This is a genomic window from Streptomyces sp. NPDC047072 (assembly GCF_040643855.1).
In the GTDB taxonomy this organism is placed as follows: Bacteria; Actinomycetota; Actinomycetes; order Streptomycetales; family Streptomycetaceae; genus Streptomyces.
In genome coordinates, this window is the sequence record NZ_JBEYVC010000026.1 from 46165 (window position 1) to 66307 (window position 20143).

15 protein-coding genes are annotated in these 20143 nt (G+C 71.0%); all 15 read left to right on the forward strand.

Translation table 11 applies throughout. The features are described 5' to 3' along the window. Positions 1-68 precede the first annotated feature (68 nt). Positions 69-2726 (forward strand): PAS domain S-box protein, encoded by a 2658-nt coding sequence (locus ABZ896_RS14520; RefSeq protein ID WP_360927402.1) that lies wholly within the window; start codon positions 69-71, stop codon positions 2724-2726. 316 nt (positions 2727-3042) lie between these two features. Further along, positions 3043-3717 (forward strand): response regulator transcription factor, encoded by a 675-nt coding sequence (locus ABZ896_RS14525; protein WP_360927304.1) that lies wholly within the window; start codon positions 3043-3045, stop codon positions 3715-3717. 64 nt (positions 3718-3781) lie between these two features. Beyond that, positions 3782-5833, forward strand: a complete 2052-nt coding sequence (uvrC, locus tag ABZ896_RS14530; RefSeq protein WP_360927307.1) for an excinuclease ABC subunit UvrC — start codon at positions 3782-3784, stop codon at positions 5831-5833. Beyond that, entirely contained in the window at positions 5830-6789 is a 960-nt protein-coding gene (gene rapZ, locus ABZ896_RS14535; RefSeq protein WP_360927310.1) for an RNase adapter RapZ, read from the forward strand. Before uvrC ends, rapZ begins: the two co-directional genes overlap by 4 nt. Beyond that, on the forward strand, positions 6786-7877 hold the full coding sequence (yvcK, locus tag ABZ896_RS14540; RefSeq protein WP_360927313.1) for a uridine diphosphate-N-acetylglucosamine-binding protein YvcK: 1092 nt from the start codon (positions 6786-6788) through the stop codon (positions 7875-7877). Before rapZ ends, yvcK begins: the two co-directional genes overlap by 4 nt. Continuing rightward, positions 7868-8857 (forward strand): DNA-binding protein WhiA, encoded by a 990-nt coding sequence (gene whiA, locus ABZ896_RS14545; protein WP_360927316.1) that lies wholly within the window; start codon positions 7868-7870, stop codon positions 8855-8857. Before yvcK ends, whiA begins: the two co-directional genes overlap by 10 nt. 163 nt (positions 8858-9020) lie before the next feature. Continuing rightward, a complete protein-coding gene (locus ABZ896_RS14550; protein WP_360927319.1) occupies positions 9021-11972 on the forward strand; it encodes a M14 family zinc carboxypeptidase in 2952 nt (983 codons plus the stop codon). Between the two features lie 213 nt (positions 11973-12185). Continuing rightward, the gene (gap, locus tag ABZ896_RS14555) at positions 12186-13193 is read left to right on the forward strand and encodes a type I glyceraldehyde-3-phosphate dehydrogenase (protein ID WP_030318674.1); all 1008 of its coding nucleotides are present in this window, start codon (positions 12186-12188) and stop codon (positions 13191-13193) included. Positions 13194-13324: 131 nt separating this feature from the next. Further along, positions 13325-14536 (forward strand): phosphoglycerate kinase, encoded by a 1212-nt coding sequence (locus ABZ896_RS14560; RefSeq protein ID WP_360927323.1) that lies wholly within the window; start codon positions 13325-13327, stop codon positions 14534-14536. Between the two features lie 6 nt (positions 14537-14542). Continuing rightward, on the forward strand, positions 14543-15319 hold the full coding sequence (gene tpiA, locus ABZ896_RS14565; RefSeq protein ID WP_360927326.1) for a triose-phosphate isomerase: 777 nt from the start codon (positions 14543-14545) through the stop codon (positions 15317-15319). 103 nt (positions 15320-15422) lie between these two features. Further along, the gene (gene secG, locus ABZ896_RS14570) at positions 15423-15653 is read left to right on the forward strand and encodes a preprotein translocase subunit SecG (RefSeq protein WP_020137612.1); all 231 of its coding nucleotides are present in this window, start codon (positions 15423-15425) and stop codon (positions 15651-15653) included. Between the two features lie 213 nt (positions 15654-15866). Next, complete coding sequence (locus ABZ896_RS14575; protein ID WP_003976875.1) at positions 15867-16202, forward strand: RNA polymerase-binding protein RbpA; 336 nt, start codon at positions 15867-15869, stop codon at positions 16200-16202. A gap of 107 nt (positions 16203-16309) precedes the next feature. After that, a complete protein-coding gene (locus ABZ896_RS14580) occupies positions 16310-17575 on the forward strand; it encodes an MFS transporter (RefSeq protein WP_360927329.1) in 1266 nt (421 codons plus the stop codon). Positions 17576-17627: 52 nt separating this feature from the next. Then, a complete protein-coding gene (gene pgi, locus ABZ896_RS14585) occupies positions 17628-19283 on the forward strand; it encodes a glucose-6-phosphate isomerase (protein ID WP_360927332.1) in 1656 nt (551 codons plus the stop codon). 82 nt (positions 19284-19365) lie between these two features. After that, positions 19366-20142, forward strand: a complete 777-nt coding sequence (locus tag ABZ896_RS14590; protein ID WP_360927335.1) for a thioredoxin domain-containing protein — start codon at positions 19366-19368, stop codon at positions 20140-20142. The last annotated feature ends 1 nt before the right edge of the window (position 20143 follow it).

Consider the following 20143-nt stretch of genomic DNA (forward strand, 5'->3'; position numbering starts at 1 on the left):
GCGCCGGTTGAGGACCCGTCGTGCGCCGCGTCCCGCTCCTCGCCAGGCTGCGCGTCGGCCGCAAGCTGATGCTGCTGGTGCTCCTGCCGGTGACCGGACTGCTGGCCTTCACCGCCTTCAGCGCCGTCTCCCAGTGGCGCGAGGCACGGGCCCTGCGCGACTTCCACACCGCGACCGAGGTGTCGTTCGCGGCGACCGGCCTCTCCGACGCCGTCGCGCGCGAACGGCTCGCCGCGGTCGAGGCCCGGCTGCGCCCCGGCCCCCGCACCCTCGCGAAGCGGACCGGGGCCGAACGGACCACGGACCGGGCGCTGCGCGACGCCGTCTCCCGCGCCGGCCCGTGGACCGCGTCCGACGTCGCCGGCGACCTGGAGGCCCTCGGCCGCCGACTGCACGCCCTGCGCGTCCAGACGGGCATCGGCTCGCTCACCGCCCCCGCACTGACCCAGGAGTACGGCGCCGTCGAGGACGACCTGATCGACGATGTCGCCGCCCTCGAGTCCGGCCGCCCCACCCGGGCCTGCGGACGCGCCGCCGACGCCCACATCGCGCTGCTGCGCGCCATCGAGGCCGCCGAACGCGAACAGGCCGAGATGGCCGCCCTGCTCGACGCCCCCGCAGACCGCCCCACCGGCGCCGGACGCTGGCCCGCCCTGGAGACCGCCCAGCTCGACGCCTTCCGCGAGAACACCTCCCCCGCCCTGCGCACCCGGCTGTACGTCGTCCAGTTCGCGGACCCGGGCCGGGCCGTCCGCAGAGTCCGCGACCTGCTGGCCACCGCCCGTCCCGACAGCGCCCCATGGCCCTCCTACGAACGCTGGCTGGCCGACTCCGGGGCCCGCGTCGCCGCCCTGCGCGACATCCAGGACCGGGCCGCCCGCGAACTCGACCTCACCGCCGGCCGCGACCGCCGCGGCGCGGAGACCCGCGCGGTGCGCGACCTCGCCGTCTCCCTGGCCGTCCTCGCCCTGGTCACCCTCCTCGCCCTGGCCCTGCGCCGCTCGATCACCCGCCCCCTCGGCGAGGTCTCCGAGGGCGCCCGGGCGCTGTCGTCCGGCGATCTGTCGTACGACATCCGGTACGCGGGCCGCGACGAACTGGGCGACGTCGCCGACACCTTCCGCGAACTGCGGGTGACCACCGAGCGGCTGGCGGCCGAGATCCGCGCCATGAACTCGGCGATCGACGACAACCGGCTCGACCACCGGGCCGACGTGGTCTCCTTCGAGGGAACCTGGGCCCAACTGCTCGGCGGCATGAACGGCACCATGGCGTCCTTCGCGGCGGCGCACGGGCGGCGCGAGAAGGCCGAGCAGGACCTCGCGGGTATCTTCAACCTCTCCCTGGACCTGCTCTGCATCAGCGGGCTGGACGGCCGGCTCAAGCGGGTCAACCCCGCCTTCGAACGCACCCTCGGCCGCCCGACCGAGGAACTGCTGTCGCGGCCCTTCGTCGACTTCGTGCACCCCGAGGACCGGGAGCCCGTCCTGGACGCCCTCGCCCGGCTGGCCCGCGGTGCCGAGCTGGCCGAGTTCGAGAACCGCTATCTGCGCGCGGACGGCACCGAGCTGTGGCTCCAGTGGAGCGCCCGGCCGGTCCCCGAGGAGGGCCTCGTCTACGCGGTCGCGCGGGACGTCACCGAGAGCCGCAGGGCCGCACGCGAGCAGGCCGCCCTGCGCCGGGTCGCCACCCTGGTGGCCCGTGGCGCCCCGCCCTCCGAGGTGTTCACGCGGGTGGCCGAGGAGGTCGGCGGCCTGCTCCACACGACCGCGGCCGTGCTGAGGCAGGAGCCCGACGACAGCCAGAAGGTGCTCGGCACCGTGCTCGGGCTCTCCGAGGAAGAGGAGCGGGCCAGCCGCGTGGCGCGCCACCGGGCCGCGCGGGAGGCGATCCGGGAGGTGACCCGCACCCGGCGCGCCGCGCACGTGGGGCATGCCGTGGGCGCGCCCATCGTCGTCGACGACCGGCTGTGGGGCTTCGTCCTCGCGGCCTCACCGCTCGGCCCGCTGCCCCTGGGCATCGAGGCGCGGCTCGCCGACTTCACCGAACTCGTCGCCACCGCCATCGCCAACGCCGACAACCGCGACCAGCTGAACGCGTCCCGCGCGCGCGTGGTGGCCGCCTCGGACGCCTCCCGGCGCCGTATCGAGCGTGACCTGCACGACGGTGTGCAGCAGCGGCTGGTCGCCCTCCAACTGGACCTGCGGCTCGCCGAGTCGCTGGTGACGGACCCCTCCTCGGAACTCGCCGCCCAACTCGCCCATGTGGGCAAGGGCCTCGACGACGCCTTCCAGGACCTGCTCCAGGTGGCCCGCGGCATCCACCCCGCCATCCTGTCCAAGGGCGGCCTCGGCCCCGCCCTGCGCTCCCTGGCCCGCCGCTCCGCCGTCCCCGTCGAACTCGACCTGCGGCTGCCCGCGACCCGGCTGCCCGAACGACTGGAGGTGGCCGCCTACTACGTGACCTCCGAGTGCCTCACCAACGCGGCGAAGCACGCGCACGCGCGCGTGGTGCACGTCGAGGCCGAGGTCCGGGACGGCGTCCTGGTGCTGACCATCCGTGACGACGGCGTCGGGGGCGCCGAACCGGGCCGCGGCTCGGGGCTGATCGGCCTCATCGACCGCGTCGAGGCGATCGGCGGCAGGCTGGCCGTCGGCAGCCCGCCCGGCGAGGGCACGACCCTGGACGTGCGGCTGCCCCTGGAAGGGCCCTCGCCGGACATGTGACCGCCCGGGGCGCACGCCGGGGAGTAGGTCCAGGAGGGGGAGCCCGGACCCGGTGACGTCGCGCACGCTCCGGGCGGTCCTGTCGGACGGAGAGACGACCGTCCGGATCAGGGGGCGGGAGAGCCCGCCGCGCGATGCGGCCGGCCACCTCGTGCGTTCCCGGTCGGACTGCATCCGCGCTGGTTCGAGAATCGCCCGGAAACGGCCCCCAGTCGTCACCGCAGGCACCCAATTCCGCTTACGGCTAGCCGTAATCCCGAAGGTCGGGCAGGCTGTTGGGGCGCACCTCGGAGGCCGGGCAAGGGGAGCCGGGACCATGGACGACGCATCGAAGCAGCCCGCGCGGGGACGGGTCGTCCTCGCCGACGACGACATCCTGCTCAGGGAGGGCCTCGCCAGTCTGTGCGAGCGCGTCGGATACCAGGTGGTGGGGCAGGCGGGGGACGCGGTGCGGCTCCTGGAACTGGTCGACGAGGAACGTCCCGAGCTGGCGATCGTCGACATAAGGATGCCGCCGGACCACTCCACGGAGGGGCTGAAGGCCGCCCGCACGATCCGTGAGCTGCACCCGGCCACCGGGATCCTCGTCCTGTCGGCGTACGTCGAGGTCGAGGACGCGCTGGAACTGCTCGCGAGCGGCCGCAAGATCGGCTACCTCCTCAAGAGCCGGGTCACCGTCGTCGAGGAGTTCATCGAGGCGCTCGACCGGATCCACCGGGGCGGTTCGGTCGTCGACCCCTCCCTCGTGCAGGAGCTGTTCTCCGCGCAGCGCCGCGACGACCCCCTCGCCCACCTCAGCGCCCGCGAACGCGAGGTCCTCGCCCTCATGGCCGAGGGCCGCTCCAACGCCGGCATCGGCCGCCGTCTGTGGGTCACCGAGGGCACCGTCGAGAAGCACGTCCGCAGCATCCTCGGCAAACTCGGCCTCCAGGAGGACACCGACGCCCACCGCCGGGTCCTCGCGGTCCTGACCTTCCTGGAGTCCCGCTAGTCCGGGCCGGAGCCTCGTCCACAGGCTCGTCGGGGTGTCAGTGACCGCCAGTAGGGTGGGAGACATGGCCGACCCCTCCAGCTACCGCCCCAAGCCGGGGCAGATCCCGGACTCTCCCGGGGTGTACCGGTTCCGTGACGAGCACCGCCGGGTGATCTACGTCGGGAAGGCGAAGAGCCTGCGCCAGCGCCTGGCGAACTACTTCCAGGACCTGGCGAGCCTGCACCCCCGCACCCGCACGATGGTCACCACGGCCGCGTCCGTGGAGTGGACGGTGGTGTCCACGGAGGTCGAGGCGCTTCAGCTGGAGTACTCCTGGATCAAGGAGTACGACCCCCGGTTCAACGTCAAGTACCGCGACGACAAGAGCTACCCGTACCTCGCGGTGACGATGAACGAGGAGTACCCGCGCGTGCAGGTGATGCGCGGTCACAAACGCAAGGGCGTGCGGTACTTCGGGCCGTACGGACACGCCTGGGCCATCCGGGACACGGTCGACCTGCTGCTCCGCGTCTTCCCCGTCCGCACCTGCTCCGCCGGCGTCTTCAAGAACGCCGCCCGCACCGGCCGCCCCTGCCTCCTCGGCTACATCGGCAAGTGCGCGGCGCCCTGCGTCGGCCGCGTCGACCCCGAGGAGCACCGCGAACTCGCCGAGGACTTCTGCGACTTCATGGCCGGCCGCACCGGCACGTACATCCGCCGTCTGGAGAAGCAGATGACGGACGCCGCCGAGGAGATGGAGTACGAGCGGGCGGCCCGGCTGCGCGACGACATCGAGGCGCTGAAGAAGGCCATGGAGAAGAGCGCCGTCGTGCTCGCCGACGCGACCGACGCCGACCTGATCGCGGTCGCCGAGGACGAGCTGGAGGCGGCCGTCCAGATCTTCCACGTCCGCGGCGGACGCGTGCGCGGCCAGCGCGGCTGGGTCACCGACAAGGTCGAGGAGATCACCACCGGCGCCCTCGTCGAGCACGCCCTCCAGCAGCTCTACGGCGAGGAGAAGGGCGACTCGGTACCCAAGGAGGTCCTCGTCCCGGCCCTGCCCGACCCGGTCGAGCCGGTCCAGGAGTGGCTCACCGAGCGCCGCGGGTCGGGCGTCTCCCTGCGCATCCCGCAGCGCGGCGACAAGAAGGCCCTGATGGAGACCGTGCAGCGCAACGCCCTCCAGGCGCTCGCCCTGCACAAGACCAAGCGCGCCTCCGACCTCACCACCCGCTCGCGCGCGCTGGAGGAGATCGCCGAGGCCCTCGACCTGGACAGCGCCCCGCTCCGGATCGAGTGCTACGACATCTCGCACCTCCAGGGCGACGACGTGGTCGCCTCCATGGTCGTCTTCGAGGACGGCCTCCAGCGCAAGAGCGAGTACCGCCGCTTCCAGATCAAGGGCTTCGCGGGACAGGACGACGTCCGGTCCATGCACGAGGTGATCTCCCGCCGCTTCCGGCGCTATCTCGCCGAGAAGGAGAAGACGGGGGAGTGGGTGGACGACCTCCCGGACGAGGACGCTCCCTCGAACGGCCTCAAGGACGACGACGGCCGCCCCAAGAAGTTCGCCTACCCGCCCCAGCTCGTCGTCGTCGACGGCGGGCAGCCCCAGGTCGCCGCCGCCAAGAAGGCCCTGGACGAGCTCGGCATCGACGACATCGCCGTCTGCGGCCTCGCCAAGCGGCTGGAAGAGGTCTGGCTGCCGGACGACGACGACCCCGTGGTCCTGCCCCGCACCAGCGAAGGCCTGTACCTTCTCCAGCGGGTCCGCGACGAGGCCCACCGCTTCGCGATCACCTACCAGCGCACCAAGCGCTCCCAGCGCTTCAGGTCCAGCCCCCTGGACGACGTCCCCGGTCTCGGAGACACACGCAAGCAGGCGCTCCTGAAACATTTCGGCTCACTGAAGAAACTTCGATCCGCCACCATCGACCAGATCTGCGAGGTCCCCGGCATAGGCCGCAAGACGGCCGAGACGATTGCCGTGGCCCTCGCCCGGACGGCTCCGGCGGCACCGGCCGTGAACACGGCGACTGGAGAGATCATGGAAGAGGAACCCGGCACCATGGGTTCCGGAGGGCAGCCCGTGACGGCGGGCGCCCCGGACGAACGACGGGGGCAGGAGACATGAATGTGAACAAGCACGAAGAACAGCAGGACCAGGGCAAAGACGGAGAGCAAGTGAGTACGAGCACCACCCTCGACACCGCAGGGGTGCCGGAGGCGGCCATCCCCGAGCTGGTGATCATCTCCGGGATGTCGGGGGCCGGCCGGTCCACCGCGGCCAAGTGCCTGGAGGACCTCGGCTGGTTCGTCGTCGACAACCTCCCGCCCGCGCTGATCCCCACCATGGTGGAGCTCGGCGCCCGCTCCCAGGGCAACGTCGCCCGGATCGCGGTCGTCGTCGACGTCCGCGGCCGCCGCTTCTTCGACAACCTCCGCGAGTCCCTCGCCGACCTGGAGGTCAAGCACGTCACCCGGCGCATCGTCTTCCTGGAGTCCTCCGACGAGGCCCTGGTGCGCCGCTTCGAGTCGGTGCGCCGCCCGCACCCCCTCCAGGGCGACGGCCGTATCGTCGACGGCATCGACGCCGAGCGCGAGCTGCTGCGCGAGCTGCGCGGCGACGCCGACCTGGTCATCGACACCTCCAGCCTCAACGTCCACGAACTGCGCGCCAAGATGGACGCCCAGTTCGCCGGCGAGGAGGAGCCCGAACTGCGGGCCACCGTCATGTCGTTCGGCTTCAAGTACGGCCTCCCGGTCGACGCCGACCTGGTCGCGGACATGCGCTTTCTGCCCAACCCGCACTGGGTCCCGGAGCTGCGCCCCTTCACCGGCCTCAACGAGGAGGTGTCGGCGTACGTCTTCAACCAGCCCGGCGCCAAGGAGTTCATCGACCGCTACTCCGAGCTGCTGAGGCTCATCGCGGCCGGCTACCGCCGCGAGGGCAAGCGGTACGTCACGATCGCCATCGGCTGCACCGGCGGCAAGCACCGCTCGGTCGCCACGTCGGAGAAGCTCGCCGCGCGCCTCGCCGCCGAGGGTGTGGAGACGGTGGTCGTCCACCGGGACATGGGACGGGAATGACGGAACGCTCTCCGCGGCTGAGCAGGCTGCGCCGGGCCGTACCCGAGGGACGCGCGGCCCGGAACGCCGACCGGGCCGTCGCCCGGCCGGTCGAGGCCCGCGGTGCCCGGCCCCGCCGCCGTGGCGCCCAGCCCAAGGTGGTCGCCCTCGGCGGCGGCATGGGCCTGTCCGCCTCGCTCGCCGCCCTGCGCCGGATCACCGGCGACCTGACCGCCGTCGTCACCGTGGCCGACGACGGCGGCTCCAGCGGGCGGCTCCGCGACGAGCTGGGCGTGCTGCCGCCCGGCGACCTGCGCAAGGCCCTGGCCGCGCTGTGCGGCGACGACGACTGGGGCCAGACCTGGGCCCGCGTCATCCAGCATCGCTTCCAGTCCAAGGGCGACCTGCACGAGCACGCGGTCGGCAACCTGCTGATCGTCGCCCTGTGGGAGCAGCTCGGCGACCACGTCCAGGCCCTCGACCTGGTCGGCAGGCTCCTGGGCGCCCATGGCCGCGTCCTGCCCATGTCCGCCGTACCCCTGGAGCTGCAGGCCCTGGTCAAGGGGCACGACCCGGAGCGGCCCGAGGACGTGGACACCGTACGGGGGCAGGCCACCGTGGCCCTCACCCCGGGCGAGGTGCAGTCGGTGCACCTGGTGCCGCACGACCCGCCCGCCGTGCCCGAGGCCGTGGCGGCCGTCCTGGACGCCGACTGGGTGGTTCTGGGCCCCGGCTCCTGGTTCTCCTCCGTCATCCCGCACCTGCTCGTGCCGCAACTCCTGGACGCGCTCACGCAGACCAAGGCGCGCCGGGTACTCTCGCTGAACCTCGCCCCGCAGCCGGGAGAAACAGACGGCTTCTCCCCGCAGCGTCATTTGGAGGTTTTGGGACGACACGCCCCTAAACTCGCCCTGGACGTGGTGCTGGCCGACGAGGCCGCCGTGCCCGACCGCGATGTGCTCACCGAGGCCGCCAAGCGGTTCGGTGCCGCGGTCGAGCTGGCTCCGGTCGCCCGGAGGGACGGAACTCCGCGGCATGATCCGGAGCTGCTGGCCGCCGCGTACGACCGTATTTTTCGGATGCATGGAAGGATCGGCCCATGGCGATGACGGCAGCGGTGAAGGACGAGATCTCCCGGCTCCCCGTCACCCGGACCTGCTGCAGAAAGGCGGAGGTCTCCGCCATCCTGCGGTTCGCCGGCGGCCTTCACCTGGTGAGTGGGCGCATCGTGATCGAGGCGGAGCTGGACACCGCGATGGCCGCCCGCCGGCTCAAGCGGGACATCCTGGAGATCTTCGGGCACAGCTCCGAGCTGATCGTGATGGCGCCGGGCGGACTGCGCCGCGGCTCGCGTTACGTCGTCCGGGTGGTCGCCGGAGGCGACCAGCTGGCCCGCCAGACCGGCCTGGTCGACGGCCGGGGCCGCCCGATCCGGGGTCTGCCCCCGCAGGTCGTCTCCGGTGCCACCTGCGACGCCGAAGCCGCCTGGCGCGGCGCGTTCCTGGCGCACGGCTCGCTCACCGAGCCCGGCCGCTCCTCCTCCCTGGAGGTGACCTGCCCGGGCCCGGAGGCCGCGCTCGCGCTGGTCGGCGCCGCCCGCCGGCTGTCGATCGCCGCCAAGGCCCGTGAGGTCCGCGGGGTCGACCGGGTGGTCGTGCGCGACGGCGACGCGATCGGCGCGCTGCTCACCCGCCTCGGCGCCCACGAGTCGGTGCTCGCCTGGGAGGAGCGCCGGATGCGCCGCGAGGTGCGGGCCACGGCGAACCGTCTCGCCAACTTCGACGACGCCAACCTCCGCCGCTCCGCGCGCGCGGCCGTCGCCGCCGGAGCGCGGGTCCAGCGGGCCCTGGAGATCCTCGCCGACGAGGTGCCCGAGCATCTCGCCGCCGCCGGCCGGCTGCGCATGGAGCACAAGCAGGCCTCCCTGGAGGAGCTGGGCGCGCTCGCCGACCCGCCGCTGACCAAGGACGCCGTCGCGGGCCGGATCCGCCGTCTGCTGGCGATGGCCGACAAGCGCGCCTCCGACCTGGGCATCCCGGGCACGGAGTCCAGCCTCACGGAGGAGATGGCGGACAACCTCGTAGGCTGACGGCCTTCGTAGGCTGACGGAGTGACAACTCGCCGGTGCCGACGCCTTCTTGGGTCGTCGGCGCCGGCGTTTGCCCGTCCATGAGGCACCCTTGACTCGATCATGAACTGTCATGAGCCTGGCATCTGTTCGCCGCTGTGGCGAACCATCGCAAGGGGGACTCATGAGACGAAGAGCGAGACCGATCCTCGCCACCTGCGCGCTCCTTCTCGGCGGCGCGGGCCTCGCGCCCGTCGCACAGGCTGCGGAGAGCGCGCCTTCTCCTGATCCGAACGAGGTCAAGGTCTTCCGCGCCGAGGTCACCAGCGGGCAGGTACCCCTGCTGCTGGCGGCCGGGCAGGACGGCCACGAACTGAGCGAGCAGGTGCCCGCGAAGGGCACCGCGACCGTCGAGGTCTACCTCACCGACCAGCAGGCCGAGAAGCTCGAACGGCAGGGTGTCGAACTGACCGAGCACACCCTTTCGGCCAGGGCCGAGGCGCGCGTGGACGCGGCGGCCGACGGCGTCTTCCGGCCGTACAGCGGAAGCGGCGGCCTCAAGGAGGAGATCCTCGCGACCGCCCAGGCCAACCCGGGCCTGACCAAGGTCGTCTCCATCGGCAGGACCGTGAACGGCCAGGACATCCTCGCGCTCAAACTGACCAAGAACGCGAAGAAGTCGAAGGACGGGGCCAAGCCGTCCGTGCTGTACGTCTCCAACCAGCACGCGCGCGAGTGGATCACGCCGGAGATGACCCGCCGGCTGATGCACCACTACATCGACGGCTACCAGACGGACAAGCGGATCAAGAAGGTCGTCGACTCGACCGAACTGTGGTTCGTGCTCTCCGCCAACCCCGACGGCTACGACTACACGTTCCAGAGCGCCGACACCCGCCTGTGGCGCAAGAACCTGCACGACAACAACGGCGACGGCACCATCGCCGTCGGCGACGGCGTCGACCTCAACCGCAACTTCTCCTACAAGTGGGGCTACGACGACGAGGGTTCGTCCCCCAACCCCACCAGTGAGACCTACCGCGGCACGGCCCCGGCCTCCGAGCCCGAGACCAAGGCCCTGGACGCCTTCGAGAAGCGCATCGGCTTCACCTACGGCATCAACTACCACTCCGCCGCCGAACTCCTCCTCTACGGCGTCGGCTGGCAGGTGGCCACCGACACCCCGGACGACGTCCTCTACAAGGCCCTCGCCGGCACCCCGGACAACTCCGCGATCCCCGGCTACCGTCCGCAGGTCTCCTCCGAGCTGTACACCACCAACGGCGAGGCCGACGGGCACGCGTCGAACGTCAACGGCCTTGCGATGTTCACCCCCGAGATGTCGACCTGCCAGACCGCCTCGAACCTCGACCCGAACGACCAGTGGAACGCGGCCGACTGCCAGTCGGTCTTCAACTTCCCGGACGACGAGAAGCTGATCCAGCAGGAGTTCGAGAAGAACATCCCGTTCGCGCTCTCCGTCGCCGAGTCCGCAGCCAGGCCGGACCAGCCGAAGTCCTCGCTCGGCCTGACGGCCGCCGACTTCACCCCGAAGCCGTTCACCACGTCCTACGCGCGCGGTGCCGACCAGGAGGTCGCCGTCGTCGCCCGCAGGTCGGTGCACGACAAGGAGCTCAAGTACCGCGTCAACGGCGGCCGTACGCACGACCGGGACCTCAGGGCCTGGAAGGGCGGCGAGACCTACGGCGGTGAGGACAACCTCTACTTCGACGAGTACCGGGCCAAGGTCCCGGGCGGCCGTCCCGGCGACAAGGTCGAGGTCTGGTTCACCGGCGAGGCCAAGGGCGGAAAGCCCACCTCCAGCGCGCACTTCACGTACACGGTCGCCGAACGGCCGCGCGCCGACGTGCTCGTGGTCGCCGAGGAAGGCGCCACCGCCACCCAGGCGCAGACCTACGTGGACGCGCTGAAGGCCAACGGCCGCAAGGCTCTGGTGTGGAACGTCGGCACCCAGGGCGCGCCCGACGCGCTCGGCGTGCTCGACCACTTCAAGTCGGTCGTGCACTACACCGGCGCGACCGTCCCGGGCAACGCCACCCAGCTCCAGCTGCGCGCCTTCCTCAACGAGGGCGGCAAGCTGATCGAGGCGGGCGAACGCGCCGGCGGCAACGTCGACCTGGGCGGCGGCACGCTGTCCAACGACTTCAGCCAGTACTACCTGGGCGCCTACAGCCGTACGACCCTGCCGGGCGCCACCGCCTTCCAGGGCACCGGCAAGCTCGCCGGGGCCAACGGCGCGCTCGGCGCCGCCCCCGGCAACCCGCTGGACACGGCGGGCTCCTTCAGCGTCACCTCGGACACCCTGCCCGTGGCGACCTATCCGCAGTTCGCGAGCGCGGGAGCGGGCACCTACCCCGGCACGCCCAACCCGTACGGTCCCTACGAGGGCGCCTCCATGGCGGCCGTCACGCACTCCGACTACGCCTGGGACCGGCTCACCCGCACCATCGACCTCACCCAGGTGACCGCCGCCGAGGCGCCCACCCTGAGCACCCGGATGCTGTGGGACGTCGAGGAGGGGTACGACTTCGCCGCCCTGGAGGCGCACACCGCCGGGGCCGACGACTGGACCACGCTCCCCGAGAAGAACGGCGCGACCAGCACCGCCGTACCCGCCGAGTGCGAGGCCGGCTTCTTCATCGCCGCCCACCCCGCGCTCAAGAGGTACCTGACGCCGGGGAACACCGCCTGCACGGCCTCCGGCACCAGCGGTCAGTGGAACGCGTTCACGGGGGCCTCGGCGGGCTGGCAGGAGGTCTCCTTCGACCTGTCGGCGTACGCGGGCAAGAAGGTCGAGGTGTCCTTCAGCTACATCACCGACCCCGGCTTCGGCGTGCGCGGCGTCCTCCTCGACAACACCTCGGTCGTCGTCGGCGGCCAGGCGACCGAGACCGAGGGCTTCGAGACCTCGCTCGGCGCGTGGAGCGTGGCCGGGCCGCCGGCGGGCAGCCCCGCGGTCGTGAAGAACTGGGGGCTGGCCGGCGAGCTGTTCAAGACGTACGGCGCGGTCACCACGGACGACACCGTGCTGCTGGGCTTCGGCCTGGAGCACGTCACCGCGGCCGCCGACCGGGCGGCCCTGATCGGCAAGGCGCTCGGAGCCGTCCGCGGGTGAACCGAACGTGACTCGCCGTAGTCATTTCGGGTGACACGGACTTTCGGTCCGGGGCGGTCCGTACCCCTACTGGCGGGTACGGACCGCCCTGCGGTGTATGGGGCGACTCGATGTCACCAGGGAAGCCTCAGGGAGGTAGGGTCGGGGGTGGTCGGGGACATCCCATACAGCTCGCCGGTCTCGAAACCGGCGTACCAACGAGGAGATCGGTTCGTGACGATCCGCGTAGGCATCAACGGCTTTGGCCGCATCGGTCGTAACTACTTCCGCGCGCTGCTGGAGCAGGGTGCTGACATCGAGATCGTGGCTGTCAACGACCTGGGTGACACCGCGACCACCGCGCACCTGCTGAAGTACGACACCATCCTGGGCCGCCTCAAGGCCGAGGTGTCGCACACCGCCGACACGATCACCGTCGACGGCCACACCATCAAGGTGCTCTCCGAGCGCAACCCGGCCGACATCCCGTGGGGCGAGCTGGGCGTCGACATCGTCGTCGAGTCGACCGGCATCTTCACGAAGAAGGCCGACGCCGAGAAGCACATCGCGGGCGGCGCCAAGAAGGTCCTCATCTCGGCTCCGGCCAAGGACGAGGACATCACCATCGTGATGGGCGTCAACGAGAACAAGTACGACGCGGCCAACCACCACGTCATCTCCAACGCCTCCTGCACCACCAACTGTGTGGCGCCGATGGCGAAGGTCCTCGACGAGAACTTCGGCATCGTCAAGGGCCTGATGACGACGGTCCACGCGTACACGAACGACCAGCGCATCCTGGACTTCCCGCACTCCGACCTGCGTCGCGCGCGTGCCGCCGCGGAGAACATCATCCCGACCACCACGGGTGCCGCCAAGGCCACCGCGCTGGTCCTCCCGCAGCTCAAGGGCAAGCTCGACGGCATCGCGATGCGCGTCCCGGTTCCCACCGGCTCCGCCACCGACCTGGTCGTGGAACTGGAGCGCGAGGTCACCAAGGACGAGGTCAACGCCGCGTTCAAGAAGGCCTCCGAGGGCGAGCTGCAGGGCTACCTGTCCTACACCGAGGACCCGATCGTCTCCTCGGACATCGTCAGCGACCCGTCGTCCTGCACCTTCGACTCCTCCCTGACCATGGTCCAGGAGGGCAAGTCGGTGAAGATCCTCGGCTGGTACGACAACGAGTGGGGCTACTCCAACCGCCTCGTCGACCTCACGGTCTTCGTCGGCAACCAGCTCTGATCCCGCTCCACAGAGCAGGCACTTCGATATGAGAGCAGGGCCCGGGCGGCGCAGGGACGCGCCGCCCGGGCCCTGACTCACGTGCAGAACAGCCCTCGTACGATCAGAGCACCCTCACCAGGAGTTCCCCTATGAAGACGATCGACGGACTTCTCGCCGAAGGCGTGGACGGCAAGCGGGTCTTCGTCCGCGCCGACCTGAACGTGCCGCTCGCCGACGGCGTCATCACCGACGACGGCCGCATCCGTGCCGTCCTGCCCACCGTCAAGGCCCTCGCGGACGCGGGCGCCAAGGTGGTCGTGGCCTCGCACCTCGGCCGCCCCAAGGGCGCCCCGGACCCCGCCTTCTCGCTGCTGCCGGCCGCCGAGCGCCTCGGTGAGCTCCTTGGCGCCCCCGTGGCCTTCGCCCAGGACACCGTCGGCCCCGCCGCGCACGACGCGGTGAACGGCCTCCAGCCCGGCCAGGTCGCGGTCATCGAGAACCTGCGTTTCAACGCCGGTGAGACGTCCAAGGACGACACCGAGCGCGGCGAGTTCGCGGACCAGCTGGCCGCCCTCGCGGACGTCTACGTCGGCGACGGCTTCGGCGCGGTGCACCGGGGGCACGCCTCCGTGTACGACCTCCCGGCCCGGCTGCCGCACTACGCCGGCTACCTCATCGCCACCGAGGTCGGCGTCCTGAAGAAGCTCACCGACGACGTCAAGCGGCCCTACGTGGTCGTGCTCGGCGGTGCCAAGGTCTCCGACAAGCTCGCCGTCATCGACGAGCTGCTCGGCAAGGCCGACCGCATCCTCATCGGCGGTGGCATGGCCTTCACCTTCCTCAAGGCCAAGGGCCACGAGGTCGGCGCCTCCCTCCTCCAGGAGGACCAGATCCCGGCGGTCCTGGAGTACATCGAGCGCGCCGAGAAGACCGGCGTCGAGCTGGTCCTGCCGGTCGACGCGGTGGTCGCCCCCGCCTTCCCGGACCTGAAGACCAAGTCCCCGGCCGACGCCACCACCGTCGCCGCGGACGCCATCCCGGCCGACCGGATGGGCCTGGACATCGGCCCCGCGTCCGGCAAGCTCTACGCCTCGAAGATCACCGACGCCGCCACCGTCTTCTGGAACGGCCCGATGGGCGTCTTCGAACACCCCGAATTCGCCGAGGGCACCAAGGCGGTCGCCCAGGCCCTCCTCGACTCCCAGGCCTTCACGGTGGTCGGCGGTGGCGACTCCGCCGCGGCCGTCCGCATCCTGGGCTTCGACGAGAACGCGTTCGGCCACATCTCGACCGGCGGCGGCGCCTCCCTCGAATACCTCGAGGGCAAGACGCTCCCCGGCCTCGCCGCACTGGAGGACTGACCCCGCATGACCACTCGTACGCCGATCATGGCGGGCAACTGGAAGATGAACCTCAACCACCTCGAGGCCATCGCGCACGTCCAGAAGCTCGCCTTCGCCCTCGCGGACAAGGACTACGAGGCCGTCGAGGTCGCCGTCCTGCCGCCCTTCACCGACCTGCGCTCCGTGCAGACCCTGGTCGACGGCGACAAGCTCAAGATCAAGTACGGCGCCCAGGACATCTCGGCCCAGGACTCCGGCGCCTACACGGGCGAGATCTCGGGCGCGATGCTGGCCAAGCTGAAGTGCACGTACGTGGCGATCGGCCACTCCGAGCGCCGTCAGTACCACGCCGAGACCGACGAGATCGTCAACGCCAAGGTCAAGGCCGCCTACAAGCACGGCCTCACCCCGATCCTGTGCGTCGGCGAGGAGCTGGAGGTCCGCGAGGCGGGCAACCACGTCTCCCACACCCTCGCCCAGGTCGAGGGCGGTCTGAAGGACCTCCCGGCCGAGCAGGCCGAGTCCGTCGTCATCGCCTACGAGCCCGTGTGGGCCATCGGCACCGGCAAGGTCTGCGGCGCCGAGGACGCCCAGGAGGTGTGCGCGGCGATCCGCGGCAAGATCGCCGAGCTGTACACCCAGGAGCTGGCCGACCAGGTCCGCATCCAGTACGGCGGCTCGGTCAAGGCGGGCAACGTCGCCGAGATCATGGCGCAGGCCGACATCGACGGCGCCCTGGTCGGCGGTGCCTCTCTGGACGCCGACGAGTTCGTCAAGATCGTGCGCTTCCGGGACCAGTAGGTAGGCCCTGGCGGCGATCCGTCGTACCCTTGCGGGGGCATGGCCCTGATGGCCGTGCCCCCGTCGTTCATCCGAATCCGAGAGAGTTGGTCCAGCCGTGGTTTTGGGGTTCTCGATCGCCCTGATCGTCTTCAGCGGCCTGCTGATGCTGCTGGTGCTGATGCACAAGGGGAAGGGCGGCGGCCTCTCCGACATGTTCGGTGGCGGCATGCAGTCGTCCGTCGGTGGTTCCTCGGTCGCAGAGCGCAACCTCGACCGCATCACCGTGGTGATCGGTCTGCTGTGGTTCGCCTGCATCATCGTCCTCGGTCTCCTCATGAAGACGAACAGCTGAGCGACCACCCGCACACAGCACATACATTCCGCACGTAAGGCCCCATGTTCGGTACGCGCCCCTGGGCGCGGCCTATCATGGGGCTTGCGTCTAGGTGTGGGGGCTGTAACTCCAATCACTGGACGCGCGTTGGGCCTTACGTAGACTGAGGCGCTCGCAGCGAAGCGAAACGCCGACTCGCTTTGCGGCACCATCACGCAGGGAGTTACGACCGTGGCAAGTGGCAACGCGATCCGAGGAAGCCGGGTCGGGGCGGGGCCGATGGGCGAGGCCGAGCGGGGCGAGTCCGCGCCGCGTCTGCGCATCTCCTTCTGGTGCTCCAACGGGCACGAGACGCAGCCCAGCTTCGCCAGCGACGCGCAGGTCCCCGAAACCTGGGACTGCCCGCGCTGCGGCTTTCCGGCCGGCCAGGACCGGGACAACCCGCCGGACCCGCCCCGCACCGAGCCCTACAAGACGCACCTCGCGTACGTCCGTGAGCGGCGCAGCGACGCGGACGGCGAGGCGATCCTCGCCGAGGCGCTCGCCAAACTGCGGGGCGAGATCTAGGAGTTGAGCCGGCCGGTCACCGAGGGGTGCCTGGCCGGAGCCGTTTCGGGACGGCTGTCCGGGCCGATTGTCAGTGGTGCCCTCTACGGTTTGTGCATCGAGGTGCGATGCGTGGACCGGGAGGGGGAGCGGTGACGGCGGCTTGGCGTGGTGGGTTCGGGCGGTTGTGGAGCGCCGCCGTGCTCTCCAGCTTCGGTGACGCGCTGCGCGGGTCGGCGCTGCCCCTGCTCGCCGCCACCCTCACGGACCGCCCGCTACTCATCGCCGCGGTCACCGCCTGCGGATATCTCCCCTGGCTCGTCTTCGGCCTGCTCGGCGGCGCGGTCGCCGACCGCGTGGACCAGCGCCGCGCCATGTGGACGGTGGACACGCTACGAGGGCTGCTGGTCGCCTGCTTCGCGGCGGTCGTCGCGCTCGGCCACGCCTCGATCGGCCTGCTGATCGCGCTCGCCTTCGCCCTGACCACCCTCCAGACCCTCTTCGACAACGCCTCCACCGCCCTGCTGCCCGCGCTGGTGGGCAGAGACGAACTCGGCGGCGCCAACGCCCGGTTGATGACCGGTCAGCGGATCGCGGGCGGACTGCTCGGCGCCCCCGTCGTACCGCTGCTGCTGGTCGCCGGGGCGGCCCTGCCCTTCGCTTTGGACGCGGTGACCTTCCTGGCCGCGGCCGCCCTGGTGGCCTCGTTGCGGGTCGCCGCCTCCGAGCGAGGACCCCGCCCGGCGGGCAGCACCCTGCGCCGGGAGATCGGCGAGGGGCTGCGCACCCTGGCCGCGGACAGGGCCCTGCGCGGGCTGTGCGCGGCCACGGCACTGTGCAACATCGGCGTCGGCGCCCTCATCGCGGGCATGGCACTCCTCGTGACCGGCTGGCTGGGCGCCGGCACCACGGGATACGCGCTGGCCATGACCGCCTACACGGTCGGCGGCCTGGCCGGGGGAGTGGTGAGCGGCCGGCTCGTCGCGCTCGTGGGGCGGGTGCGCGCGGTGCTGCTCGCCGGGACCGCCCAGATCGGCGCCCTCGTCGTCATGGGCTCGGTGCGCAGCCCGGTCGCCCTCGCGGTGTCCATGGCGGTCTTCGGCTTCATGGGCATGACCTGGAACGTCCACACCAGGACCCTGATGCAGGAGCGCAGCCCGGCCGAGCTGCTGGGCCGGGTCAGCGCCGCCTTCCGTACCCTCGCCGTCGCCGGCGCGCCCCTGGGCGCCCTGCTCGGCGGCGCCGTGGCCACCGCCTGGGGGCTGAACACCCCGGCCCTGCTCGCGGCCGCCTTCTTCGTCCTGTCCGTCGTCTCGCTGATACCCGCGCTCACCGCGGACGTACCTGTGGGTGCGCCGGACGGCGGCCCCACCACGGTCCCCGTCCGACGTTGATCAACTAGGTTGGAACAGCTGGGACAGGCACGAAAGAAGGCTGAAGTCGCACATGAACGCAGACGGCCGTACCAGGCTCAACCAGACGCCCGAGTGGACCGCTCTGGCCAGGCACCGCGAGGCGCTCGGCGAGACGGGACTGCGGGAGCTGTTCGCCGCCGACCCGGGGCGCGGGACGGGCTACACCCTCAGGGTCGGCGACCTGTACGTCGACTACTCCAAGCACCTGGTCACCGACGAGACCCTGCGGCTGCTGCGCGAACTGGCGGCGGCCACCGACGTGTTCGGGCTCAGGGACGCCATGTTCCGCGGCGAGCGGATCAACACCACCGAGGACCGCGCCGTGCTGCACACCGCGCTGCGCGCCCCGCGCGAGGCGGTCATCGAGGTCGACGGGGAGAACGTCGTCCCGGGCGTGCACGCCGTGCTGGACAAGATGAGCGACTTCGCCGGGCGGGTGCGCTCCGGTGAGTGGACCGGGCACACGGGCCGTCGTATCAAGAACGTCGTCAACATCGGCATCGGCGGCTCCGACCTCGGCCCGGCGATGGCCTACGAGGTGCTGCGCGGCTACACCGACCGAGACCTCACCGTCCGCTTCGTGTCCAACGTCGACGGTGCCGACCTGCACGAGGCCGTGCGCGACCTCGACGCCGCGGAGACGCTCTTCATCATCGCCTCCAAGACCTTCACCACCATCGAGACGATCACCAACGCCACCTCGGCGCGCGCGTGGCTGCTCGGCGAGCTGAAGGCGGGCCAGGAGGCCGTCGCCCGGCATTTCGTGGCCCTGTCGACGAACGCCCAGAAGGTCTCCGACTTCGGCATCGACACCGCCAACATGTTCGAGTTCTGGGACTGGGTCGGCGGCCGCTACTCCTACGACTCGGCGATCGGCCTGTCCCTGATGATCGCCATCGGGCCTGACCGGTTCCGGGAGATGCTCGACGGGTTCCATCTGGTCGACGAGCACTTCCGCACCGCGCCCGCCGAGTCCAACGTGCCTCTGCTTCTCGGCCTGTTGGGCATCTGGTACGGCAACTTCCATGACGCGCAGTCGCATGCGGTGCTGCCGTACAGCCACTACCTCTCCAAGTTCACGGCGTATCTCCAGCAGCTCGACATGGAGTCCAACGGCAAGTACGTCGGCCGGGACGGGCTCCCCGTGGAGTGGCAGACCGGGCCGTTGGTGTGGGGCACGCCCGGCACCAACGGGCAGCACGCCTACTACCAGCTCATCCACCAGGGCACGAAGATGATCCCCGCGGACTTCATCGGCTTCGCCGAGCCGGTCGAGGAGCTCAGCGAGACGCTCAGGGCCCAGCACGACCTGCTGATGGCCAACTTCTTCGCCCAGACACAGGCGTTGGCCTTCGGCAAGACACCCGACGAGGTGCGGGCGGAGGGGGTGGCCGAGGAACTGGTCCCGCACAAGACGTTCCGGGGCAACCACCCGACGACCACCATCCTGGCCCGCGAGCTGACGCCGTCCGTGCTCGGGCAGTTGATCGCGCTGTACGAGCACAAGGTGTTCGTCCAGGGCGCTGTCTGGAACATCGACTCCTTCGACCAGTGGGGCGTCGAGCTGGGCAAGGTCCTCGCCAAGCGCGTCGAGCCCGCGCTCACCGAGGGCACCGAGGTGCCGGGGCTGGACACCTCCACGCGGGCTCTGGTGGCGGCCTACCGGGAGCTGCGCGGACGGCAGTAGGGGTGGCGCCGGGAACAACGCCTGTGCGATCTCTGTGTGGTTCCTCTAGGGTCACGCTGGACCGGAGAGACATGAGGTGTGCATGAAGCAGCGGAGGCGGGCCGCCGTGACACTCACGGCGGCCCTTCTGGGGGCGGCGCTCACGGCCTGCGGCCGGGGTGACACCCCCGTCGACGCCGGTGTGAACGGCGTGGCACAGGACGTGGCCGTCACCGGGTACGACAGCCTGGCGGACGTGCCGGAGAAGCTGGGCGACGACGGCACGACGATCACGGTCGGGAACGCACAGGCCCCCGTGGTGGTGCATCTGTACGAGGATCCCCGCTGCCCGGTCTGCGAGGAGTTCGAGTCGACCGGCGGTGGTCCCACCGTGCGCGAGGCCACCGTGCGGGGCGAGGTGAGGACCGAGTACACCCTCGCGTCCTTCCTGGACGACAAGCTCGGCGGCAGCGGCTCGAAGAAGGCGGTCAACGCGCTGCGGGCGGCCCTGGACGAGGGCCGGTTCGCGGAGTACCACGACGTCCTGTACGCCCACCAGCCCGAGGAGGCCGTGGACGGCTTCACGGACGCCCGGCTGCTCGAACTCGCCGGCCAGGTCGCCGGGTTGCGCACCCCCGCCTTCGAGTCGGCGGTCAAGACCATGAAGTACCGGGCCTTCGTGACCGCCTCCGAGAAGGTGTACGAGCGGGCGGGCGGCACGGAGGAGCCGGGCGGGCCGGGCACGCCCACGGCGTTCATCAACGACGTGCGGATCCCGGCGAACTACAACTCCCTGATCTTCGACGCGTCGGCGCTCGGGAGAGTCCTGGACGAGATCCGCAGGGCGCCGCAGGAGTGGAGCGCCGACGTCTTCCCGTGAT